Genomic DNA, 22,929 nt, shown 5'->3' with positions numbered 1-22,929 from the left:
CGGGCCGTTAAGTGCGCGAGACGAGCAGTCCGAGACGGGAATGACCGATTCGGAACGGCCGGAGCGACCGCCGCCGGACGCGAGCCCGGAGGAGGTCGCCAGGTGGCGGGAACGGGACTTCGGGTGGGCGCTGGCGACGGCGATGGGCGAGGAGGAGAGCGAGGAAAACGAGGCGGACGACGGGGCGGAGTGAGAGTGACCTCGAACGACGCCGCTCGGTGTCGGGCGAGCACACGCCACGCGGAGATCCCGTCGTCGTGCCGATAGGAGCGTCCTGACGGGAACGGAGTCAGCGCGAGGCACGTCAGGGCGCTCCGCACCGTGCGAGCGCCACGGCGGGCGCTCGTGGGTGACTCCGTGAGAATGACGTCCGGACGGAGTCCACGCGAGCGAAGCGAGCGTGGGCACGTCAGGGCGCGACCGAAGGGAGCGTCCTGACGGAGATTTGAACTCCGGTCCCTGGCTCCGCAAGCCAGGAGGATAGTCCACTACCCTACCAGGACTCACCCACAGTACCGCCGGTCCGCGTATTAGGGTTACGGTCCGGCCGCCACGGTAGTGAGGAGATTTAAATAGTGTGCAGCAGGGTTCCTACTGGATTCCAATGCCGGACGATCGTCCAAATATCGTTCTTATCAATACAGATCAGCAGCGATTCGATACGATCAACACACTCGGTGCGACTCACATGGATACGCCACATCTCGACCGCCTGGTCGAGGAAGGCGTGACGTTCACGAACTGTCACGTTACCGCACCGTCGTGTGCGCCCTCTCGAGCCAGCCTCTTTACCGGGTACTACCCGCACACGACGGGCATCTACAAGAACGGCGACGAGTGGCGCCACTCCTGGATCGAGGACCTCTCGGACAGTGGGTACTACTGTCTCAACGTGGGCAAGATGCACACGGCACCTTACGGCACGCCGATGGGGTTCGACGAGCGACATATCGTCGAAAACAAAGATCGTTATCTCGCACCGGTACCGGGGGACGAGCCACCCTTGCCCGGCGAGAAGTTCTACTGGGACGAACTGGACAAAGCGATGGCCGCTCGTGGTGTGGTGAGGCCGGGGCGGGAGTTCTACCGTCAGATCGATGACTACGAGGCGCGTCTCGGTGCCTTCGAGTGGGAAGCACCGGACGACCTCCACCCCGACGTGTTCGTCGGCGACCGGGCGACCTGGTGGCTCGACGCGATGCCAAAACTGGAACACCCGCTGTTCATGGAAGTCGGGTTCCCCGGTCCGCATCCACCCTTCGACCCGACCGAGACGTGGGCCGAGGAGTATCTGGATCGAGACTTGCCAGACCCGATACTCTCCGAGGAGGACCTTGAGGGACAGCCCACACCCATGAAGCGACTCCGGGAACACAACGAGCAGGTCGACCACGATTCCGTCGTGCATCAGGTCGAAGCGCCGGACGACCAGCGCCACCGCCAGCGAGCCTATTACTACGCAAACGTCTCGATGATCGACGAGAAGGTCGGTGAGATCATGGACGCCCTGGAGCGAAATGGCTACGACGATACCATCGTGATCTTCACCTCGGACCACGGCGAGGCGCTGGGCGACCACGGTCACAGCCAGAAGTGGACCATGTACGATGTCGTGACCCGTGTCCCGACGATCGTCTGGTCGCCGGACCGGTTCGACGGCGGTCGTCAGATCTCCGAACTCTGCCAGCTGTTCGATCTCGGTCCGACCGTCCTCGAGTACGCTGACGTAGAGGTTCCGAACTCCATGGAAGCCCGCTCCCTCCGACCGATTCTGGAAGAGGGGCCCGAAGTCGGCGAGTGGAACGGGCGCGAGTACGTGTTCGCCGAACACGCCCGAGACGGCATTCTCCAGGAGACGGAGTTCATGACCATGGTTCGATCCGAGGATTGGAAGCTGGTCCACTTCGTGGACTACGACGAGGGGATGCTGTTTGACCTGACCGAAGACCCCGACGAGGAGGAGAACCTCTGGAACGACCCGGCGGCCCAAGAGAAAAAACAGGAGCTCAGGAACGCGCTGCTCAGGTGGCGCATCGAAAGCGGCCATCGGAGTGGCGAATGGGCCGCCGATAGTCGCTGAGGCCGCTGTTCAACACGACCTGACGACGAAGCGATCGCACGTTCGTTCCGTCCCTCACCGTGGAACGGATACGCCGCCGTCTTTACCTGTCTGGCCCTTGCCGAAGCGACTCACCAGAAGTTATATATCAGTATCCTTCAAGTTTTGTTCGTGCCAGACGAACCCTGGGTCGAGAGAAGTTACGAAGAACCGTACCTTACCTTCCGCTGTGACTGCGGTTGGGAGGGAAACGACGCCGACGTTGAGAAGTGGGTCGCCCAAGCGGAAAGCGATCGTGCGGTTCGACTCTGTCCGGGGTGTGACACACCGGTTCCCGAATGGGGGACCCTACGCTCCCTCGACGGCGCAGCCATGATCGCACACGGGCCTTTACAGGAGTGCCTCCAGACTTCCGGCGCCACTGGTGAGTGAACCCGCGGGTACTGGCCGCAGTTCAGCCCGAACCGCGATGTCCTGGTTTCCCGGCGAGGACAATCGAGTCGGAAGCCACTGAGAAGTCCCCCGTATCGTATCGGTCGTGAGTCGTCGAACGCAGGTCGGACAGGTCTGGCGATGCAACGGTCGATATACCGATACCCATTCGGAACGAAACGGAAGATCGTCCCGTGACAGCGGTGGTGTTTAGTCAAGCGTGAAAAGCGAGGCGGGAGAATTTCTTGGTGGTCTATGCCAGAGATCGCCCGCCTCACCGGAGTTAGAGACTGGATAGATTTGGATGTTGTAGAGCGCGAACGGACACCCCAGCCAGCGATGGCGTTGGGTATTCAATCGTATCTTGCGGGTCTCTCGCTGTCGAATACCGTCGATCTCCTCGACGCGTTGGGTGTCCAACGCAGTCGAAAAGCGATCCACGATTGGGTGCGGAAAGCCGATCTACAGCCCGAGGCTGGCCAGAGCCCGAATCAGATCGCGCTCGACGAAGCAGTGGTTCGGGTCAACGACCAGCAATTCCGGCTGTACGCCGCTGGAGACCCAAAGGCGAACGATCTGCTTCACGTCCGGCTCTTTTCGACCACCACGACTGCGCTCATCGAGATGTTCCTCCGTGAACTCCGCGAAAAACACGATGTCGAAAGCGCCGTGTTTCTCGTCGACGAAGCCCAACATCGCCAAACTGCACTCCGACGAGCAGGGTCCGATTTCAGATGTGTCGCCACGGAAATCGGAACGCTGCCGAACGGTTTTTCGAGAGCCAAAACGCCGGACGTCGTCGTTTTCGAACTGCTTCAGTCACGTCGAACCAGCCACTTCCGAGTCGGGGCCCCAAGTCTTTGCTCGCTGGCACAATGCACTAACTAAATACGACCGCCGCCACGGCCCAGGTGCTTATTACGGGTGAGGTCGAAACAGTCACCAATGCAGTCGGGGGCCGTGCTCGATGGGGGGAGTAGAGAGCGGACCGCGAGCCCGCTCGGTGGAGCTTCGAACGTGCTCGTTCTCTCCGATAGCATGGACCCCGAAGCGCGCGGATCTTACTACCGGAGCCTCCTCCCCGCCGATCCGGCGAGCCTGAACGTCCTCGCCGTCCAGTACACGCACGGGCCGGACGGGTGGCTCGACGAGTGGCGCGAACACGTTGGGGAGTCCCCGGGCAGGACGACGGTCGTCAGCGTCGGCGACGGGAGGCGGGGCGCGGCGGCGGCCGACGGCGGTGGGACGAACTACGGCGGTGACGACGCGGGGAGCACCGTCAGTGTCGTGGAGTCACCGGACGATCTGACCGGACTCGGTATCACCATCGGGAGCCACCTCGAACGGGGGGAGGAGTACTCCGGGCTGACGCTGGTCACGCTCGATTCGCTGACGGTGCTCCTGCAGTACGTCGACCTCAAGCGGACGTTCCGCTTCCTCCACGTGATGGTCAACCGGGTGAAGAGCGCGGGGGCGATCGGACACTACCACATGGACCCGGACGCACACGACGAGCAGACGGTGACGACGCTCGCCTCGGTCTTCGACGCAGTCGCCCGCTACGAGGACGGCGAGTGGCGGATCACGTCGCGGTAGCGCTCCCCAATCCCGCAGATTCTTGGGCGATGGGGCGACCATCGAGCCCGTGCCGACACGACAACGATTAACCACGGGGGCCACCACCTATCGCTAACTATGGGGGTCATCGAAGACATCTACGAGGACCTCGACGCGGACGTCTCGCTGGAGGAGTTCCGCGAGGCGGTCGAGGCCAAGGTCGAGCAGATGGGCGGGCTGGCCGACGAGGAGACGGCGGCCCAGCTCATCGTCCACGACCTGCAGGACGGTGAGGTCGAGACCATCGCGGATATCGAGGCCGGGATGGAGGAGGTCCGGTTCGTGGGGAAGGTCCTCTCGGTGGGCGAGCTCCGGACGTTCGAGCGCGACGGCGAGGACGGGGAGGGCCAGGTGCTCAACCTCGAACTCGCCGACGAGACCGGTCGCGTACGGGTGGCGCTCTGGGACGAGGACGCCGCCGCCGCCGAGGAGGAGCTGGAGACGGGGATGGTGCTCCGGGTCGCCGGCCGGCCGAAGGACGGGTACAACGGCCTCGAGGTCTCGGCGAACCGCGTCGAGGGCGACGAGGAGACCGAGATCGACGTCGATCTCGCGGAGGGGTCGACGGTCGAGTCGCTCTCGCTCGGCCAGTCGGACGTGAACCTCCGGGGGGTCGTTCTCGACACCGGCTCGGTGCGGACGTTCTCCCGGGACGACGGCAGCGAGGGTCGCGTCTCGAACCTGACGCTGGGCGACGAGACGGGGCGCGTGCGCGTGACGATGTGGGACGAACGGGCCGACCGCGCGGAGGAGCTCGACCCGGGGACGACCGTCGAGGTCGTCGACGGCTACGTCCGCGAGCGCGAGGGGAACCTCGAACTCCACGTCGGCTCGCGGGGGGCCGTCGAGGAGATCGACGAGGCCGTCACGTTCGTCCCCGAGGCGACCGACATCGGGAGCCTGGAGATCGGTCAGACGGTCGATATCGCGGGGGTGATCCGATCAGCGGATCCCAAACGGACGTTCGACCGCGACGACGGCAGCGAGGGGCAGGTCAGGAACGTCCGCGTCACCGACGAGACGGGCGACGTCCGCGTGGCGCTGTGGGGGGAGAAGGCCGACCGCGACCTCGGTCCGGGCGACGAGGTGTTCCTCGCGGACGTGGAGATACAGGACGGCTGGCAGGACGATATCGAGGCGTCGGCGGGGTTCCGATCGACTATCGTCAAGCTCGACGGGACGACCGCGAAGCCGCCCGAGCGGGATGGGGCGGAGGGTGGGTCAGGGAACCAGCACGGGGGCGGCGGATCGGGGAGCGAGGGCGGATCCGACGGGGGCGGGGCGAGCAGCGCCGAGACGGGGCTCGACGCGTTCGCCGGCGGTGACGGCAGTTCCGAGAGCGGGAGCGGTAGTGAGGCCGCCGGTGCCGAACTCGAAGCGAAGCCCGAGGGGGAGGAGAGCGGCGGCGTCGAGGCGTTCACCGGGACGGTCGTCCAGACGGGGGACCCGGTGATGCTCGACGACGGCGAGGAGACGCGGATCGTCGAGACGGAGGTAACGGTCGAACTCGGACAGGAGGTGACGGTCCGGGGGCGGCGCGACGGCGACCGGATCGAGGCCGAGGACGTCGAACTCCCGTGACCGACGGTTTTATGCGCTAAACGACCCCGGAACACGCTATGAGCGTCGAGCTGCCGTTCGCCCCGGTCGACACCATCATCCGACGGAACGCCGGCGACCTGCGTGTCAGCGCCGAGGCGGCGGCCGAACTCGCCCGTCGGATCCAGAACTACGGGGCCGAACTCGCCGTCGAAGCGGCCGATCGGGCGACCGAGGACGGGCGCAAGACGCTGATGGACGGGGACTTCACCGGCGAGGGGGCCGAGGCCGACAGCGCCGACCTCGAACTCCCGATCGCGCCGGTCGACCGCATCGCCCGGCTCGATATCGACGACAGCTATCGCGTCTCGATGGACGCCCGGGTGGCGCTCGCGGGCGTCCTCGAGGCGTACGCCGACCGGGTGGCCGCGGCGGCGGCCACCCTCGCACGACACGCCGACCGTCGCACCGTCAAGGCCGAGGACGTCGAGGCGTACTACGAGCTGCAACCGTACTTCGAGTGATGAGGTTCGGCTACCGCGAGGCCTGCCTCGACCACGAGACCGGTCCCCGACACCCCGAGTCGGCCGACCGGCTCGAGGCCATCCGTCGACGGCTCTCGCGCCTCCACGGCGTCGAGTACGACTCCGGCGACCTCGCCGACGTCGAGCGGCTCGGACGCGTCCACGACCCCGAGTACGTCGCGTCGGTCGAGACGTTCTGCGAGAACGGCGGCGGGACCTGGGACGCGGACACCCTCGGCACGGAGTCGACGTGGGAGGCCGCGCGGGCGTCGGCGGGCCTCGCGGTCTGGGCGGCCGAGGCCGCCCTCGACGGGTTCGAAGGGCGTGACACCCCGTTCTCGATCGGACGACCGCCGGGACACCACGCCGTCTACGACGACGCGATGGGCTTTTGCTTCTTCAACAACGCCGCCGTCGCCGCCGACGCCGCGCTCGATCGGGAGGCGGTCGACGGCGTCGCGATCCTCGACTGGGACGTCCACCACGGCAACGGGACCCAGGACATCACCTACGACTGGCCGGACGTCCACTACAGCTCGATCCACGAACGCGGACTCTACCCCGGGACCGGCGAGGTAGATGAGACCGGCACGGCGGACGCCGAGCGGACGAACCTGAACGTCCCACTACCGGGGGGATGTGGCGACGAGGAGTACCTCGCGGTCGTCGAGGACGCGGTCGTCCCCGCGATCGAGCGGTTCGACCCCGACCTCCTGATCGTCTCGGCGGGGTTCGACGCACACGAGCACGACCCCATCTCGCGGATGCGGGTCACCTCCGAGGGGTACGGCGTTCTCACCGACCGGATGCGCTCGCTCACCGAGGGGACGGACGCGGCGCTCGCGTTCGTCCTCGAGGGCGGCTACGGGCTAGACGCCCTCGCCGAGAGCGTCGCGATGGTCCACGAGGTGTTCGACGGCCGCGAACCCGTCGAGCCCGACGGCGAACCCTCCGAGCGGGCGACGTCCGTCGTCGAGGACGTTCGGGAGGCGCACGAGCTCTGAACGCCCCGGTCGCCGACCGCAGGGATCGGAGACGGGGGCTCCCGGCCGGTGCTCACGGCCCCGGGAGCCCGGTCAGTGGCCGGGAGACGCGGGACTACCGACCGAGCTTCAGAACGCCCGTCCGATGTGCTCGTCGATGGCGGCCACCCGCTTCCGGTTGTGCGTCCACGTCCCCCACCACTCGCCGTCACGGCGGATAGAGACCATCGCCGCGTTCTCGTCCGGCGAGGTGAACACGACGAACCAGGACCGTCGGTACGCGGCGTTCCGGTCGCCGTGGACCGTCGCGTCGACCGACGCGGGTAACGTGACGTCCGGGACCCCGTAGAGGTGGACGTCGACGCCCGACCCACACAGCCGCTCGTACACCTTTCGTGTCCCGAGTTCGTCGTCGACGCGGGAGAGCCACTGGAACGCCGACCGGAGCCGCCCGGTGCCGGCCCGGAGCGCCTGCCGTTCGATGTACCGGGAGACGAGGACGAGCAGGAGCTTCTCCTTGGCCGAGTCGGGGAATCCGCGGAGGGTAAACACGGTGTCGTCGAGTTCGGTCAGGACGGCCGGTGGCCCGTGCTTGTCGATGCCGCTCGTCCCGGTCCGGTAGAGGTCGACGTTGACCATCAGGAACGCCCGCATGATCGACTGGAGCGACGAGGAGGCGACGACCTCCCCGTCCTCGACCAGGAGGACGACGTCGTCCTCGGCGTCCTCGATGTGCTCCTCTACGACGTCCACCGTCTGTCGGTCGAAAGCCGCGCCGAACAGGTCCATCACCGGGGCGGGCTCCGTCCGGTTGACGACGAGAAGCGAGCGGTCGACCGTATCGGCCGCCTCGGCCCGTTCGATGAACGTCCGCAGTCCATCGATCGCGAACGACACGAGTCACGGATCCGACGAGTACAGGTATAAACACGACTCCCGTTTCGTGAAGTTAGTAATCTGACACGTCATGGTCGGGGATCGAAGTACCGCGCGAGGTCGACCCCGAACTCGTCGGCGAGCGCCGAGATCCCGGGACCGGCGTGGACCTCGTAGCCGGATTCGAGCGCCCCGGAGACGTGCGGACCGAGCGAGACGTCGAACAGCGTCCCCGACTCACAGAGCGCCACGGGCGTGCGGAACTCCCGTCGCCGCTCGACGACGTACCGGCCGTCCTCGACGAACGGACCGTAGACGTCGGGGTCGTCCTCGTACTTCGCGTAGAACCCCTCGGCGTGCGCCCTGACGCCCACAGGTGGACCTTCGTGGCGCTCGATACGGGGCCGGTCGCCGATCGCACACTCGACGAGCAGGACCGCCGTTTCGTCCGCGAACCGGGTGGCACGGACGGGATCGAACCCGCGCCGGTCCAGTTCCTCGCGGAGACCCGAGAGCGAGCGGTCGAGCTGCGGGTAGAGCTGGTCGTCGACGATATCCGGGGCCTCGAACCGCACCGCGACGGGCGTCGTCGCGCGGTCGGCGACCGCCTCGCGGACCCCGGCAGCCGAGAGCGGATCGGGGTCGCGGGGTTCGAACAGCGACGCCCGGGGATCCGCGAGCAGTTCACGCGAGTAGTGCTGGAAGCGGGCGAGGTTGGTAGCCGAGAGAGCGGCCGCGACGTTCCGGCCGGGATCGGTCGGGTCGACGACGACGAGCGGGTCGTCGAACTCCCGGGTGCCGTGGCCGGCGGGGTCGAACCGGACGGGGGGAGACCAGTCCGCGGCCGCCTCAACGAGTTCCGTGAACCCACCGTGTTCGACCACGAGGAGTTCGACGAGGTAGCCCGCGAACCCCCGTGTGCGGAGGTTCGCACCGTAGGCCCGGTGAGCCTTCAGGAACGCCTTGGCGACACGGACACTCGCGCGAAGCGGCTCGTCGAGCCGCTCGGCCAGGTAGGCGTTGTGGAACGGCGTTCGGTCGACGGCCGACCGGATCTCCGCGGCGCTCTCGACGTCGTGACACGGCACGCAGTCGACGTCGAACCCCCGGTACTCGCCCTTGACGTAGGGGTGCTCGGCGTACTCCTCGTGGCCGTCGGGGAGGACCTCGTGGCCGACGGCGAGCCCGTAGCGCACCAGGTCGGTACGGGGGAGGTCCGCGGGGAACCGCACGAACAGGTCGACGTCGCGGTCGCCCGCCAGCCAGGTTCCCCTCGCGGTGGAGCCGACCCGGACGACGTCGGCGTCGACGGGGAGGTCGGCGACGGCGCGCTCGGCCCGGGACTGGAGTTCGTCGGCGACCTCGCGCATCCGCTCGCGCTCGGCCGCGTCGGGCGTCACCCGCTCGCGGACCGCCTCGACAACCGCAGCGATCCCTCCCGGGCCGTCGTTCATCACCGGCCGTTCGCCGGTGCCGGCCGAAAGGGTGTCGGTAAGTGCCGTGTCGCAGTACCACGCCGACGCGAAAGCGAAACTCCTATGAAATCAATCCGACTACGAGGGAGTGCGAGCCGCCTTAGCTCAGTTGGTAGAGCACCTCGCTGTTAACGAGGTGGTCCCAGGTTCGAGCCCTGGAGGCGGCGTTCGGTTGGATACGTCTCCTGCGAGCGGGTTCATCCACGAACGACGTTTCCGACGTGGTTCGAGCCGACGAGCCGCGAGTGGAGCCGTGGGGGGCCGTACTGATCGAGACTGCCCTCAGCCCATCCCTTCCTCCTCGACCCTTCCCAGTCCGCGGGCGAGCGCGACGAGGAAGCCCATCCCACGCTTCACCTCTGGATCCCGGAGCGCCCGGACGAGTCCGACCGCACCGACCGCCTCGGGTGGTTCGTCGCCGGCCTCGCCCACCGCACCGAGGAGCCGCTGGATACCGCGAGCGGTCTCCGGTTCGGCAGCGGTGTCGGCCACCTCGCCGAGTGAACTGCCCGTCCGAGCGAGCCGAGCCACCATCTCGTCGTCCAGCGCCGCGGTGAGGAGCGTGGCGGCGTCGGCCAGCTCGGCGAGTTCGGCGAGCGTCCCCGTGCGTTCGAGTCGGACGAGCGTCTCGAGGGCACCTTCGAGGTCCTCGGCGTTCTCGCCGACGCTCGCGGCCAGCCGGGCGGTCTCGGGCGTGGCGAGTCCATCCGCGGACTCGACGAGCAGCGAGGAGGTCCCCGCAATGCGGGCCACCATCTCGTCGTCCAGCGCCGCGGTGGCGAGCGCGGTGGTGTCGAGCAGTTCGTTCACGAGCCCGAGCCGTTCGACGAACGCGACGATCTCCTCGGGGTGTTCGGCGACGGCGGTCTCGAGCGCCTCGCGTGCCTCGCCGGCTCGGATGTCCTCGCCGCGCTCGTTCGCCCCGGTCGACGCCTCGGCGTCCGTCGCACCTTCCGTCTCCGTCTCGGTCTCCGTGTGCTGATCGCTCATCCCGTCACCTCAGAGGAGCCCCCTGGCAGTCAGCCAGTAGGACTCGTTGTACGCGAGCTTGCCCCAGTGGAGCAGTTTCGACGGTTCGCGGACGATCGGCTGGTCGCCGTAGCCGAACTCGACGAACGTCGCCTCGTCCATCCCGCTCTCGATGAAGCAGATGGTCTTGCCGTCGAACGTCGCGGTCGGGACCCTGCCTCGAACCCGGGCGGCGATGCGCTCGGCGACCGTCCCGGCTTCGTAGTGGGCGACGCTCCCCGCCTTCGAGGTGGGGACGTCCGCGACGTCGCCGATGGCGTAGACGTCCTCGGCCTCGCTCGATTCGAGCGTGTGCTTGTCGACGGCGACCCAGCCGTCTTCACCGAGCCCCGCGTCGGCGACGAGGTCGCTGCCCGCGTGCGGCGGGATGGCGACGAGGAGGTCGTACTCGAACGACTCGCTCTCCATCGTCTCGATGACCTTCGCCTCGGGGTCGATCTCCTCGGGGTTGAAGAACGTCTCCAGGCCGATGTCCCGCTCCGCGAAGAGGTCGGTCGCCCAGTCGGCGACCGACTGGATGCCGTGGGCCCGCTGGATGGGGTAGGTGTACGTTATCTCTACCTGGTCGCGCAGGCCGCGCTCGCGGAACCAGGCGTCGGCCATCAGGACGAACTCGACCGGTGCGGCGGGACACATGTGCGGGACGCCGATCACCGAGAGGACGAGGTGGCCCTCCTCGAAGTCGGCGAGCGCGTCGCGAAGCGCCTCGGCCCCCTCGGGACCGTAGAAGTGGTGTCCGCCCTCGACGAGTCCGGGCACCTCTTCGGGGACCAGGTTCGCCCCCGTCGCGAGGACGAGTTGGTCGTAGGCGAGTCCGGATCCGCTCTCGAACGTGAGTCGCTTCGCGTCCGTGTCGATCCCGGTGACGCGGTCGACTCTGAACCGGAGGTGCTCGGTGTCGACCAGGTCCGCGATCGGCCGGCGGGCCTCCGCGAGCTCCTTCTCGCCGAAGGCGATGTAGAGGAACGCCGGTTTGTACGTCTGTTCTGGCGTGTCGTTCACCAGCACCACCTCGACCTCGCCGGCGTCGATCTCCGCCGCGAGGTCGTCGGTGAGCCGGTTGGCGAGCACCGTGCCGCCGGTGCCGCCGCCGACGATGACGATCCGTTCTGTCATGGTTGGATTTGGGTTGAACTGTGTGGTTCACCCGTCCGGGGGATGCGGTGCTCCAGCGGGCTCTGACCGCCTATGCGGTCTTCTCGACGAAGACGCTCCAGTAGCCCTCCTCCTCGTGTTCGTCGACGCCGAGCAGTTCGTGGCCGGCCTTCTCGACCCACTCGGGGACGTCGTGGCTGGACGAGCTGTCGGTCGTCTGGAGCTCGAAGACGGTGCCCGCGTCGGCCTTCTTCACCTTCCCGATGAGGTCCATCAGGGGACCGGGGCAGGTCGCGCCGCGGGAGTCGATCGTGACGTCGGGTTGTATCGCTTCACTCATTGTCGTGTGCTGGTGTCGGTCGCGGTGTTCGGTTGCGGTACCATCCGACCCGGTGGGTCAGACGAACATCACCTGCTTGTCCTCGGCGTGGCCCAGGAACCCCGAGACACCGAGCACGTCGTCGAAGACGTCCTCGTAGTCGTCGAGAGTCTTCCCGAGTGCGTCCATCGAGAGCTCACAGGCGTAGACGCTGATCGGCCCGAGTTCCTTCGCGCGAGCGAGGTTCTCGCTGAACAGCGCCATGTCCATGTGCTCGGCCTCCAGCATCGCGCGGCCGACGGGCCCCATCTCGAAGTCCATCCCGGCGACGACGTCGCGGTCGAACGCCTCGAGACCGTCCATCGTGGCGAACACGTCGACCGGGACGTCCGAGGCTGCCGCGATGGAGGCGATGTTGGAGACGGCCTGGAGCCGCTCTAGCTTTCCCGATGCGAGTACGATCGCGTATCCTAGCATGGTGCGTTCACGTCCGAGGGATGGACACGCTGGATATAGTATTGTTCGGTAATTCCAAGATCGTGAGAACACACGGCTGGAGCCGGGGGCGGCTGGTAGACGACACCCGGCAAGCTAATTAGGAGGCGGGTGAAACTGGCTGACGGGAGGGCCCTTAGCTCAGTCCGGTTAGAGCGCTCGGCTCATATCAGCGTCTCGGCGGCGTGCCGGGGGCTGTGGGACACCGAGTGGTCGCTGGTTCGAATCCGGCAGGGCCCATAGGAACCCGCGAGCGATAGCGAGCGGTGTTCCGGTACGCCCGCCGGTTCGAACCCTGCCACGAGCGTAGCGAGTCTCGATTCGGTTCGAATCCGGCAGGGCTCATCGTTTCTGCGACAAGCGATCCGGGGGTCCCGGCCCGCGCCACGGTTCGCCGACCGGCCACCGGGGGCCGACGGCCAAACGGTTTTACGGGAGTGCATCCGAGGGTCGCCGATGCAGGAGGTCTCCGAACTCAGGCGGCGCGAGGTCAAGACCTACTTCGACGTGATCGCTCGCGGCGGCTCCGAGCGACTGCTCCGGGCCCGGTCGTTCCACAACCTCGGGGAGTACGAACACGAGGACTACGAGGCGCTCTCGGATACGCTCCTCGACGCGGGCGCGACGAGCAGCTTCTCCTTTCTCGGTCGGGACGCCGAGCGCTACGCCGGGACGATCGAGTCGCTCGACGACGCCGGCCACGAGATCGTCCTCCACGGGTACCGTCACGTGGCCTGTGACGACGTCGACTACGACATCGCTCACGAGAACCTCGCGCGCGGTCTCGACGCCATCGAGGACGCCGCCGGCGTGACCCCGCGGGGGTTCATCGCCCCCCGCCAGGAGGTGAACGCCGCCACGCTGCGGGCGGTCGAGGAACTCGACATGGCGTGGGTCCTCGGGCGGACCGGGGCGGAGGTCCCCCCGGGTATCGACTTCCTCGAACCGGTACACCCCTACGACCTGATACTGCTCAACGAAGGGGCCGACCCCTCGGAGACGTTCGACCGGATCCGCGAGCAGACGCGACCGGGGGCCGCGCTCCTCTTCCACCCGAACATGCTCGAGTACTACGACGCGCACTCCGAGTTCGAGGAGTGGGTGGCCGACACGACCCCCGCCTCGGTCGGGACACTGTTCGAGGCGGATGGGCGGGAAAGCGTAGGGATGATCAACGACGCGATGCGCCCGCTCCGGGTCGAGTGAGGGGACGACGTCCCCCGCCACCCAGGCGAGGGATGCGAACGCTCGCGGGCGGCGAACCTACTTGTGCGGGCCGACCGACCACCCCCCATGCCGGAGATACCCGAGGAGTTCCGGGACCTGTTCGAGAGGAGGACGTTCGCCCACGTCGCGACGCTCACGCCCGACGGGTTCCCACACGTGACGCCGGTGTGGATCGACTACGACGCCGAGGCAAACCGGGTGCTCGTCAACACCGCGAAGGGTCGACAGAAGCACGTGAACGTGGAGAACGATCCCAGGGTCGGGATGAGCATGACCGACCCGGACGACCCCTACCGGGCGCTGTCGGTGATCGGCGAGGTCGACGAGATGACCGAGGAAGGGGCCGCGGAGCACATCGACTCGCTCGAACGGCGCTACCGCGGCAACGAGGAGTACCTGCACGACCGGACGAACCGGATCGTCCTGAAGATCCGACCCGACAGGGTCATCACGCGGTAGCCCGACCGCCCGTTTCGGTCGGGAGACGGTCGAACGGACCCGTTCGCCTCCGGACGCCGCTCGGGGTCCGTGAGCGACGGCCGGCGGCCTACAGCGAGTCCTCGGACCTCGCCCGCTCGGCCGGCGTGGGACCGCCGCGGTCCGAGTACCGCGCGCGGCCGACCGAGTCCCGGGGCATGTAGTTGAGGATGCTCTGCCGGACGGCCTCCGTCGACTCGAGCGTCTCCTCGCCCATGTCCGCGTACAGCTCCCGAACAGTGACCGGCTCGGCGTTCGTTCGCTCTATCGAGCGATCCCCGTACCGGTCCACGAACTCCTCCTTCGTGATGGGGTAGTCGATCTCCTCGAACACTGGCTCCAGGCCGGCGAAGTCCACGCCCTCCTCGCGGTCGGTTTCGTCTCCTGCCATATCGCTAGTCATCGTTCCTGTCAGAAGAACGTGCGCCTTGCGAAGGAAGGGGACGGAAGCGACCGTCGGGAGCGGGCGGGCCGAAGCCGATGCCCCGCACGATGCCGTGCGACCGCCCCCGTTTCGTGGCGACGCATTCCTCGTCGACGCCGTATTACCGTCACGGACGACCCGTTCGATACCGGTCGACGGGGTATCGAAGCGCGTTCGGCCCCGGGAGGGCGGTCGCGGTCCTCCGGTGCAGGTTATTACCACAGCGGGTTGAACGGTGGGTATGCCCGACTACGGTTACCTGCTCCCGACGCGAGGGATCGTGCTGTCGAGTGCGGACGAGGAGACGCTCGCGGCGAAGGCACGGTCCGATATCGTCGGGCTGGCCGAGCGGGCCGAGACGATGGGATTCGGGTCGGTCTGGGTGGGCGACAGCGTCCTCGCCAAGCCCCGGCTCGAACCGCTCTCGACGCTCTCGGCGGTCGCGACGGCCACCGACGCGATCGGCCTCGGGACCGCCGTCTACCTGCCGCCGCTGCGCGACCCGGTCCACGTCGCACACCTCACGGCCACGCTCGATCAGCTCTCCGGCGGTCGGTTCAGGTTCGGTATCGGCGTCGGCATCGGCCCCGATGTCGAGGCCGAGTACGCGAACCTCGGCGTCCCCTTCGAGGAGCGCGGGCCCCGTCTCTCGGAGCTACTGGAGGTCGTCACGGCGCTCTGGTCGGGCGAGGCCGTCGACTTCAACGGGCGGTTCTGCGAGCTCGAAGACGCCTCGATCGGGTTCGGTCCGGTTGGAAAACCCCCGATATACATCCCGACGGCGGCGTTCGACCCGACTGAGGGGTTCCCGGGGCCGATACGCGACCGGCTGGTCGAGCACGGCGACGGGTGGCTCCCCATCAACGTCTCGCCGGCGGGCTACGAGACCTCGCTCTCGGCCATCCGCGGGTTACTGGAGGAGGCGGGGCGGGACCCGGCGGCGCTCGACCCCGCCATCTACCTCGACGTCGTGATCGACGAGGACGAGGACGCGGCGATCGAGCAGGCCCGTGACTTCTACGACCGGTACTACCCGGCGTGGGGGCGGCTCTCCGACGAGGAGGTGCTGGCGAAGGGGGTGTTCGGCCCGCCCGCGGAGGTCGCCGCGCGGCTCGAGGAGTACGCGGAGGCCGGCGTCGAGACGATGGCTGTCCGGTTCACGACCCCACAGCAACGCGAGCAGCTCCGGCGGTTCGACGAGGCCGTCGCCGTCGACTCGTAGGTACCGCCCGCTCCAGAAGGTATTTCGGGGGACCGAGAGACGGGCCGCTAATGCGAATCCTCGTGACCGGCGCGAACGGAACGGTAGGGAGCGCGATCGCGAACGAACTCGGCGACCGGGAGGAGTACGAGTTCACCTGGCTCGACGTCGAGGAGCACCCCGAACACGAGACGGTGGTCGCGGACGTCACCGACTACGACGACATCCGCCCGCACTTCGAGGACCAGGACGCGGTGATCCACCTCGCCGCCGTCGTCGACGTCGCCTCCGACTGGGACGAGGTGCTGAACGTGAACTTCGTCGGGACGTACAACGTGCTGGAGGCGGCCGCTGACGCGGGCGTGGAGGACTTCCTGTTCGCCTCCTCGATCCACACCGTCGGGCTGTTCGAGAACGACCTCGCGCCCGAACTGTACGATCCGGAGTTCGAGCGACCCGTGGTCCACCACACCGATCCGGTGCGGCCCGACTCGTTCTACGGGCTCTCGAAGGTGTTCGGCGAGGGGCTCGGTCGGTTGTTCATCGAGGGCTCGGTCAACCCCATGTCCGAGGCCCACCCCGCGTTCACCACGCCCACGCGGGAGTACCCCGAGCGGTTCTACTCGCTCCGGATCACGAGCGTCCGCGACGCCGAGCACGACCACCCCTACGGGCTCTCCGAGGAGGGCGTCGAGGCGGGCTACTGGGAGCGCGGCGACGAGGACTACGAGCTCATCGCCGACCGCCTGAAGTGCACCTGGCTCTCACACCGCGACCTCACGCAGCTCGTCGACCTCTGCCTGCAAGACGAGTCGGTCGACTTCGACATCTTCTGGGCGGTCAGCGACAACGACGGGCGCTGGATGGACTTAGAACACGGCCGGGCGACCCTCGGGTTCCGCCCGCAGGACAACGGCGCGGAGTGGGACGCCCCACCGGAGTGAGGACGCCGCGAGTCTGCCGTGAGAGTGCGGGAACGAACCCGGCCGGTCACGCCGACGAGGGTGAACACGACCGTCACCCCGTACCCGGTCACCGTTCGACCACCACGGGGATGATATACCGCATCGGTCCACCGTGACGGACGGTGGGAGTTCCGGAGCGCCGACACAGTTACAACGGGCCTTCGGCAAAGGTCGGTATGACGACCGAGGACTCGCCGTCCCTGGGGTCGAACGTCGAGGGCGAGGCACCGGACGTCGAGCCGACGGTCGAGACCGACGAGGCGACCTACACCGACGACGCCGAGCTCGAGCGGACGCTCGGGCTGTCGGGCGGGCTGGCCATCGGCGTCGGGACGATGATCGGTGCGGGGATCTTCGTCTTCCCGGGGCTGGCGGCGGGCCAGGCCGGGCCGGCCGCCGCGGGGTCGTTCGCGCTCGGCGGCGTCGTGGCGCTCCTGGTCGCGCTGCCGACCTCGGAGCTGGCGACGGCGATGCCCAAGAGCGGCGGGGGCTACTACTTCATCTCGCGGGGACTCGGCACGCTCCCGGGCGCCGTCGTCGGGCTGTCGCTCTGGTTCGGACTGGTGTTCGCGACGGCGTTCTACCTCGTCGGGTTCGGTTTCTACGCCATCGACACGCTCGCCGAGCTGGGGATCACCCTCGGCGGCGAGCTCGTCATCCCCATCGCGCTGGTCTTCGGGGTGGGGTTCACGGTGCTGAACGTCACCGGGACCGAGAACGCCGCGAAGCTCCAGAACGGCGTCGTCGCGCTCCTGCTCTCGATCCTCGCGGTCGTGCTGCTCTGGGGGTCCCTAGACGCCCTCGGCCTGATCGGCCAGCCGAGCGCCCCCGAACGGTTCATGCCGTTCGGGCCGTTTCCGGTGCTGACGACGGCGGCGCTCGTGTTCACCTCCTACCTCGGCTTCGCCCAGGTGGCGACGGTCGCGGGGGAGATGAAACGGCCGGGGCGGAACCTCCCGCTGGCGATGGTCGGGTCGGTGCTGATCGTCGGGATACTCTACGTCGTGACGGTCTTCGTCGCCACGAGCGCGTTCGGCAGCGACAGGCTGGCGAGCCTCGGCGAGACCGCGATGGTCGACGTCGGCCGGCACTACCTCGGTAGCGCCGGCGCGCTCGCGATCGTGTTCGGGGGGTTGCTCGCCACGATGTCGAGCGCAAACGCGTCGATCCTGAGCACCTCTCGGGCCATCTACGCGGTCTCGAAGGACGCGCTGCTGCCGCGGTGGGCGAGCCGGATCAACCTGAAGTACGGCACCCCCCACGTGGCGCTCGGGATGGCCGGCGGGCCGGTCCTGGTGCTGGTCGCGACCGGCCGGGTCGAGGTGCTGGCGGAGGTGGCATCGTTCCTCCACCTCGTCCTCTACGGGCTCATCTGCGTCGCGCTGATCGTCCTCCGGCGCGACGAGCCCGACTGGTACGACCCCGACTTCCGGACGCCGGGCTACCCGGTCGTCCCGATCCTCGGCGCGCTCGCGAGCTTCGCGCTCATCGGGTTCATGCAGCCGGCCTCGCAGGCCATCGGCCTCGCCATCATGCTCGCGACGGCCGGCTGGTACGCTTATTACGCTCGCGACGTCACCCTCAAGGGGGCCCTCTGATGAGTCGTGTCGTCGTCCCCGTCGCGGTGCTCAAGGGCGAGGCGGTACCGCTGGGGCTGATGAACCTCCTGGGTACGATGGACGTCACGGTGCTCGGCTACCACGTCCTGCCCGAGCAGACGCCGCCCGACCAGGCCAGACAGCAGTACGAGGACCGGGCGAACGCGGCGCTGGCCGACATCACGGAGGAGTTCCGGGATGCAGGTGGCGACGCCGACTACCGACTCGTCTTCACGACCGACCGGCCGAAGACCGTCCGTCGGGTCGCCGACGAGGTCGGTGCCCGGGCGTACGCTATCACCGGGGCCACCGGCGCGGTCGACCGGCTGCTCGTCTCGCTCTCCGGCGACGTCGCGACCGACCGGATCCTCGAGTTCGTGACCGAACTCGTCGGCGATCGGGCGATCGAGGTGACGCTGCTCCGGGTCGCGGGCGACGAGGGGGCCACGCCGCTCGAGAACGCGCGGTCGCGGCTCGAAGACGCGGGGATCAGCGCTCGAACGGTGCTGGCCGAGGAAGCGGGCCCGCTCGACGCACTCCTCGCGGCCCTGCCCGACCACGACGCCATCGTGATGGGCGAGCAGGCCCCGTCGCTCCAGTCGTTCCTCTTCGGGGACGTCACCGATCGCGTGGCGGCGGAGTCGGTCGGCCCGGTGCTCGTCGTCAGACGAGAGCCGGCGGAGCAGGAGTGAGGCCGGCCCCGGCCGGCACTATCCCTGCACGCTTATACGACTGGGACCGGCAGAGCGGGTATGGTTTCCACCGGCGAGCTGGAGATTTTCAGACACTCGTTGGAGAGCGTCGTCGAGGAGATGGGAGCGACGCTCCAGCGGACCGCGTACTCGACGAACATCAAGATCCGACGGGACCACACCTGCGCCCTCTTCGATTCGGATCTCAGACACGTCGCCCAGCACGACCTCGCGCCACAGCACATCGGTTCGCTCGTCTCGGTCGTCCCCCGGAACGTCCGGCGGCTCCGCGAGGAGGGCAAGGAGCTCGAACCCGGCGACGGCATCCTCATCAACGACCCCTACAGGGGGGCGGTTCACCTCCCCGACGTGATGCTCATCTCGCCGGTGTTCCACGAGGGTGAGATCGTCGGATACGCGGCCAACTCCGCCCACCACGTCGACATCGGCGGCGGCACGCCGGGGGGGATCCCGAACGACTCGACCGAACTCTACGGCGAGGGGATGATCATTCCGGGAGTTCACGCCGTCGAGGACTGGGAGTACCGCGACCCGGTTCTCTCCTTTCTCCTGCGGAACGTCCGCGAGCACGAGATGCGACGCGGTGACTACCAGGCCCAGCTCGCCGCCAACCACATCGGCGAGGAGCGCTACTCGGACCTCTGTGACCGCTACGGCCTCTCGCGGGTCGAGGAGTCGCTCGACGAGCTGCTCGACTACACCGAGCGCCGGGTCCGTGCGGCCATCGAGGAGCTCCCCGACGGCCGGTACACCGCGTCCGACGAGATGGACGGCGACGGCATCGTCGACGAGCCCGTGGCCCTCGAACTCGCCATCGAGGTCGACGGGGACGAGCTGACCATCGACTACACCGGCACCGCGAAACAGAACCGCGGGCCGCTCAACTGCACGCCAGCGATGGCCTTCGCGGGTGCCATGTCGGTCGTGATGGCGTTCGTCGGCGAGGACCTCCCGAAGAACGACGGGTTCTACCGGCCCATCGAGACCGTCACCCCGGAGGGGACGATGGTGAACCCGACCGACAACGCGCCGGTCGCGGCGGGGTGGGAGATCGCGATGCGGGCAGGCGACCTCGTGGCGAAGGCGATGGCGGACGCGGTGCCCGAGGAGACCATCGCGGCCACGAAGGGCGTCGTCATGAACATCGCCTTCGGGGGCCGTGACCCCCGCGACGACGGGCGATACGTCTACTACGAGACGGTCGCGGGCGGGTACGGCGCTCGCGCGGAGAAGGACGGGATGGACGCCGTCCAGACCCACTTCCAGAACACGCCCAACAGCCCCATCGAGGAGCTCGAATCCGAGGTACCGGTGTACATCCGCCGGTACGAGCTGATCGGGGACTCGGAGGGTGCGGGCCGCCAGCGCGGCGGGCTCGGGGTCCGCCGGGACTACGAGTTCTACGGCGAGGAGGCGACCTTCTCGCTGCTTACCGACCGGACGAAGTCCGAACCCTGGGGGCTGTTCGGCGGGGAGAGCGCCAGCCCCTCGCGGTTCCTCTTCGACCCCGACGGCGACTCGACGGAACTCTCCTCGAAGTCGACGACGGACCTCGATCCCGGCGACGTGGTGAGCGTCCGGACCCCGGGCGGCGGGGGGTACGGTCCGCCGACGAAACGCGATCCGGAGGCGGTGCTGGCGGACGTCCGCGACGGGAAGGTGAGCGTCGGGAAGGCCCGCGAGTCGTACGGACTGGAGGTCGATCCCGAGGCGGGGACGACGGAGCCGACGGACGCCAGGGCGGAGACCGATGGCGACGGGAGGACCGCGACCGACGGCGGATCCGCCACCACACCGAACCCCGCCGCCGAGCCGGGAGGTGAGCGCGAGTGAGCGTCCGCATCGGCGTCGACACCGGCGGGACGTTCACCGACGTCGTGCTCTACGACGAGGAGACGGGGGAGATCCACACGACGAAGACCCCCTCGACGCCGCCGGAGTTCGACCGGGGGGTACTGAACGGCATCGACGCCATCGTCGAGGAGACGGGCGTGAACCCCTCACGGGTGGCGTTCCTCAGCCACGGGACGACCGTCGGCACGAACGCCGTCCTGGAGGGGGACGTCCCGCCGATCGGCCTGCTGACGAACGAGGGATTGCGGGACGTCCTCGAGATCGGCGACCAGACCCGTCCCGAACTCTACGATCTCCAGCAGGAGAAGCCCCCGGCGCTCGTGCCCCGGCACAGGCGGCTCGGCGTCCCCGGCCGCATCGCCCACGACGGGTCGGTGGTGGACGAACTCGACGAGGCGGCGGCCCGGGAGGCCATCGACGACCTCGTCGAGTCCGGTGCCGAATCGGTCGTCGTCTCGATGCTGTTCTCGCACCTGAACGACGCACACGAGCGTCGGGTCGGCGAACTGATCGAAGCCCACGACGCCGAACTCCCGTACGCGCTCTCCTCGGCGGTCTACCCGGAGGCCCGCGAGTACGACCGGACGGTCACGACCGTCCTCAACGAGGCGGTGAAACGGAACATCGCGGACTACCTCGACAGGCTCGGGGCGGGTGTCGAGGAGCGCGGTATCGACGTCCCGCTGAACGTGATGCACTCTGGCGGCGGGATCTTCAGCCCCGAGCAGGCGACGGAGTTCGCGCTCCGGACGGTGCTCTCGGGACCGGCCGCGGGGGCGGTCGCCTGCCGCGACGTCAGTACGGGGCTCGGCTACGACGCCGCCATCGGCCTCGACATGGGCGGGACGAGCGCCGACGTGAGCATCGTCGAGGGCGGCGAGATCGTCCGCTCGACGGAGGGAGAGATCAACGACCTCCCGATCAAGACGCCGCTCATCGACATCAGCACCGTGGGTGCCGGCGGCGGCTCCATCGCGTGGATCGACGAGGGCGGTGGCCTCCGGGTCGGGCCGAAGAGCGCGGGCGCGGATCCCGGGCCGATCTGCTACGACCGCGGCGGGACCGACCCGACGGTCACCGACGCGAACCTCCTGCTCGGGCGGCTCTCCGCGGAGGCGTTCGTCGCCGGCGACATGGACCTCGTCGTTGACCGGACCCGCGAGCGGTTCCGGGAGGCCGTCGCCGACCCCCTGGGCGAGTCGGTCGAATCCGCCGCGCTCGACGTCCTGAAGGTGGCGAACGCGAAGATGGCCCGCGAGATCAGACGAGTGACCGTCGAGCGGGGGCGCGACCCCGCGGAGTTCGCGCTCGTCGCCTTCGGCGGTGCCGGGCCGATGCAGGCCCCCGCGGTCGCCGACCGGATGGACATCGACACGGTCGTCCTCCCCCGGACGCCGGGGACGCTCTCGGCCCGGGGGCTGCTGCTCGCTGACGTCCGCGCCGACGAGTCGCGGGCTTACCGGGGCGAGCGACTCGACGCCGAGGCGATGGGCGAGCAGTTCGCCGAGCTCGAGGGGACCGTGAGCGAGCGATTCGTCGAGATGGGGTTCGACGACGACGAGGTCGATATCGAACGCGCCGCCGACGTGCGGTACGTCGGCCAGTCCTACGAACTCACCGTCCCCGCCGGCGACGGGCCGCTCGACGACGAGGCGATCGAAGGTATCGTCGAGCGCTTCCACGAGGAGCACGCCCGACTCTACGGGCACGCGATGCGCGAGGAACCCGTCGAGGCGGTCACCCTCCGGGTCACCGGGACGGTCCCGACGCCGCCGCTGGCCGACCGGGCCGAGGCCGCCGACGCCGACCCCCACCGGGGCGAACGGGAGGTCTACTTCGAGGGGACCGGCTACACCGAGACGGAGGTACTGTTCCGTCCGGCGTTCGCGGCCGGCGAGACCGTCGAGGGGCCGGCCATACTGGAGGATACGGGGAGCACGGCGATGCTCCCACCGGGGACGACCGGGCGGGTCGCCGACGACGGCTCGTTCGTCATCGAACGGTAGTCCGCCCCGGACGACGCCGTC

At 68.3% G+C, this 22,929-nt stretch carries 21 protein-coding genes, 3 tRNA genes and 1 pseudogene; 17 read left to right on the top strand and 8 right to left on the bottom strand.

Going from position 1 to position 22,929, the window contains the following annotated elements; all coding sequences use genetic code 11:
* The first annotated feature begins 40 nt into the window (after positions 1 to 40).
* On the top strand, positions 41 to 193 hold the full coding sequence (locus WDJ58_RS04265; protein ID WP_338916385.1) for a hypothetical protein: 153 nt from the start codon (positions 41 to 43) through the stop codon (positions 191 to 193).
* A gap of 237 nt (positions 194 to 430) precedes the next feature.
* Here the strand turns inward: WDJ58_RS04265 and WDJ58_RS04260 are convergent.
* A tRNA-Arg gene (locus tag WDJ58_RS04260) sits at positions 431 to 503 on the bottom strand.
* A gap of 74 nt (positions 504 to 577) precedes the next feature.
* Between WDJ58_RS04260 and WDJ58_RS04255 the strand changes: the two genes are divergently transcribed.
* The 6 genes and pseudogenes from WDJ58_RS04255 (at position 578) to WDJ58_RS04230 (ending at position 7,175) form a co-directional block, all read left to right on the top strand.
* Complete coding sequence (locus tag WDJ58_RS04255) at positions 578 to 2,080, top strand: sulfatase (protein WP_338916384.1); 1,503 nt, start codon at positions 578 to 580, stop codon at positions 2,078 to 2,080.
* 666 nt (positions 2,081 to 2,746) lie between these two features.
* A pseudogene (locus WDJ58_RS04250) lies at positions 2,747 to 3,419 on the top strand (IS6 family transposase).
* 17 nt (positions 3,420 to 3,436) lie between these two features.
* On the top strand, positions 3,437 to 4,087 hold the full coding sequence (locus tag WDJ58_RS04245) for a DUF7504 family protein (RefSeq protein WP_338916383.1): 651 nt from the start codon (positions 3,437 to 3,439) through the stop codon (positions 4,085 to 4,087).
* Positions 4,088 to 4,186: 99 nt separating this feature from the next.
* Positions 4,187 to 5,689: a single-stranded DNA binding protein gene (locus WDJ58_RS04240; RefSeq protein WP_338916382.1), complete on the top strand. Its 1,503-nt coding sequence runs from the start codon at positions 4,187 to 4,189 to the stop codon at positions 5,687 to 5,689.
* Positions 5,690 to 5,727: 38 nt separating this feature from the next.
* Positions 5,728 to 6,171: a histone gene (locus WDJ58_RS04235; RefSeq protein WP_338916381.1), complete on the top strand. Its 444-nt coding sequence runs from the start codon at positions 5,728 to 5,730 to the stop codon at positions 6,169 to 6,171.
* Positions 6,171 to 7,175: a histone deacetylase family protein gene (locus WDJ58_RS04230; RefSeq protein ID WP_338916380.1), complete on the top strand. Its 1,005-nt coding sequence runs from the start codon at positions 6,171 to 6,173 to the stop codon at positions 7,173 to 7,175. The genes WDJ58_RS04235 and WDJ58_RS04230 overlap by 1 nt, the downstream gene beginning before the upstream one ends.
* 108 nt (positions 7,176 to 7,283) lie before the next feature.
* Here WDJ58_RS04230 and WDJ58_RS04225 read toward each other — a convergent pair whose 3' ends face one another.
* Positions 7,284 to 8,051 (bottom strand): DICT sensory domain-containing protein, encoded by a 768-nt coding sequence (locus WDJ58_RS04225; protein ID WP_338916379.1) that lies wholly within the window; start codon positions 8,049 to 8,051, stop codon positions 7,284 to 7,286.
* A gap of 68 nt (positions 8,052 to 8,119) precedes the next feature.
* Positions 8,120 to 9,484, bottom strand: a complete 1,365-nt coding sequence (gene cca / locus WDJ58_RS04220; RefSeq protein ID WP_338916378.1) for a CCA tRNA nucleotidyltransferase — start codon at positions 9,482 to 9,484, stop codon at positions 8,120 to 8,122.
* A 115-nt stretch (positions 9,485 to 9,599) separates the two neighbouring features.
* Between cca and WDJ58_RS04215 the strand changes: the two genes are divergently transcribed.
* A tRNA-Asn gene (locus WDJ58_RS04215) sits at positions 9,600 to 9,672 on the top strand.
* 115 nt (positions 9,673 to 9,787) lie between these two features.
* On the opposite strand, the gene WDJ58_RS04210 is transcribed toward WDJ58_RS04215, so the two are convergent.
* The 4 genes from WDJ58_RS04210 to WDJ58_RS04195 all read right to left on the bottom strand — a co-directional run bounded on the left by WDJ58_RS04210 (position 9,788) and on the right by WDJ58_RS04195 (position 12,425).
* The gene (locus tag WDJ58_RS04210) at positions 9,788 to 10,495 is read right to left on the bottom strand and encodes a DUF1641 domain-containing protein (protein WP_338916377.1); all 708 of its coding nucleotides are present in this window, start codon (positions 10,493 to 10,495) and stop codon (positions 9,788 to 9,790) included.
* 9 nt (positions 10,496 to 10,504) lie between these two features.
* The gene (locus tag WDJ58_RS04205) at positions 10,505 to 11,650 is read right to left on the bottom strand and encodes an NAD(P)/FAD-dependent oxidoreductase (RefSeq protein WP_338916376.1); all 1,146 of its coding nucleotides are present in this window, start codon (positions 11,648 to 11,650) and stop codon (positions 10,505 to 10,507) included.
* 70 nt (positions 11,651 to 11,720) lie between these two features.
* Positions 11,721 to 11,969, bottom strand: a complete 249-nt coding sequence (locus tag WDJ58_RS04200; protein WP_338916375.1) for a sulfurtransferase TusA family protein — start codon at positions 11,967 to 11,969, stop codon at positions 11,721 to 11,723.
* A gap of 57 nt (positions 11,970 to 12,026) precedes the next feature.
* Positions 12,027 to 12,425: a DsrE family protein gene (locus WDJ58_RS04195; protein ID WP_338916374.1), complete on the bottom strand. Its 399-nt coding sequence runs from the start codon at positions 12,423 to 12,425 to the stop codon at positions 12,027 to 12,029.
* A 148-nt stretch (positions 12,426 to 12,573) separates the two neighbouring features.
* Here WDJ58_RS04195 and WDJ58_RS04190 point away from each other — a divergent pair.
* From WDJ58_RS04190 to WDJ58_RS04180, 3 genes are all read left to right on the top strand, one after another.
* Positions 12,574 to 12,683 (top strand) — tRNA-Ile (locus WDJ58_RS04190).
* A 216-nt stretch (positions 12,684 to 12,899) separates the two neighbouring features.
* Entirely contained in the window at positions 12,900 to 13,649 is a 750-nt protein-coding gene (locus WDJ58_RS04185) for a polysaccharide deacetylase family protein (protein ID WP_338916373.1), read from the top strand.
* A gap of 87 nt (positions 13,650 to 13,736) precedes the next feature.
* Positions 13,737 to 14,129, top strand: coding sequence for a pyridoxamine 5'-phosphate oxidase family protein (locus tag WDJ58_RS04180; RefSeq protein ID WP_338916372.1), 393 nt, complete (start codon positions 13,737 to 13,739; stop codon positions 14,127 to 14,129).
* Positions 14,130 to 14,217: 88 nt separating this feature from the next.
* Here WDJ58_RS04180 and WDJ58_RS04175 read toward each other — a convergent pair whose 3' ends face one another.
* Positions 14,218 to 14,538 carry a DUF5789 family protein gene (locus tag WDJ58_RS04175; RefSeq protein ID WP_338916371.1) on the bottom strand — a complete coding sequence of 107 codons (321 nt, stop codon included), beginning with the start codon at positions 14,536 to 14,538 and terminating at the stop codon, positions 14,218 to 14,220.
* Positions 14,539 to 14,812: 274 nt separating this feature from the next.
* Between WDJ58_RS04175 and WDJ58_RS04170 the strand changes: the two genes are divergently transcribed.
* The 6 genes from WDJ58_RS04170 to WDJ58_RS04145 all read left to right on the top strand — a co-directional run bounded on the left by WDJ58_RS04170 (position 14,813) and on the right by WDJ58_RS04145 (position 22,908).
* Positions 14,813 to 15,793 (top strand): LLM class flavin-dependent oxidoreductase, encoded by a 981-nt coding sequence (locus tag WDJ58_RS04170; protein ID WP_338916370.1) that lies wholly within the window; start codon positions 14,813 to 14,815, stop codon positions 15,791 to 15,793.
* A 50-nt stretch (positions 15,794 to 15,843) separates the two neighbouring features.
* On the top strand, positions 15,844 to 16,716 hold the full coding sequence (locus WDJ58_RS04165; protein ID WP_338916369.1) for an NAD-dependent epimerase/dehydratase family protein: 873 nt from the start codon (positions 15,844 to 15,846) through the stop codon (positions 16,714 to 16,716).
* Between the two features lie 197 nt (positions 16,717 to 16,913).
* Positions 16,914 to 18,335 carry an APC family permease gene (locus WDJ58_RS04160; RefSeq protein ID WP_338916368.1) on the top strand — a complete coding sequence of 474 codons (1,422 nt, stop codon included), beginning with the start codon at positions 16,914 to 16,916 and terminating at the stop codon, positions 18,333 to 18,335.
* Positions 18,335 to 19,027, top strand: coding sequence for a universal stress protein (locus WDJ58_RS04155; protein WP_338916367.1), 693 nt, complete (start codon positions 18,335 to 18,337; stop codon positions 19,025 to 19,027). Before WDJ58_RS04160 ends, WDJ58_RS04155 begins: the two co-directional genes overlap by 1 nt.
* Positions 19,028 to 19,087: 60 nt before the next feature.
* On the top strand, positions 19,088 to 20,881 hold the full coding sequence (locus WDJ58_RS04150) for a hydantoinase B/oxoprolinase family protein (RefSeq protein WP_338916366.1): 1,794 nt from the start codon (positions 19,088 to 19,090) through the stop codon (positions 20,879 to 20,881).
* Complete coding sequence (locus tag WDJ58_RS04145; protein WP_338916365.1) at positions 20,878 to 22,908, top strand: hydantoinase/oxoprolinase family protein; 2,031 nt, start codon at positions 20,878 to 20,880, stop codon at positions 22,906 to 22,908. The genes WDJ58_RS04150 and WDJ58_RS04145 overlap by 4 nt, the downstream gene beginning before the upstream one ends.
* Positions 22,909 to 22,929 lie beyond the last annotated feature (21 nt).

The sequence above is a fragment of the Salinirubellus litoreus genome (genome assembly GCF_037335815.1).
Lineage (GTDB): Archaea > Halobacteriota > Halobacteria > Halobacteriales > Haloarculaceae > Salinirubellus > Salinirubellus litoreus.
Note: the sequence above shows the minus strand (reverse complement) of the source record. Positions and strands in the feature narration are given on the sequence as shown.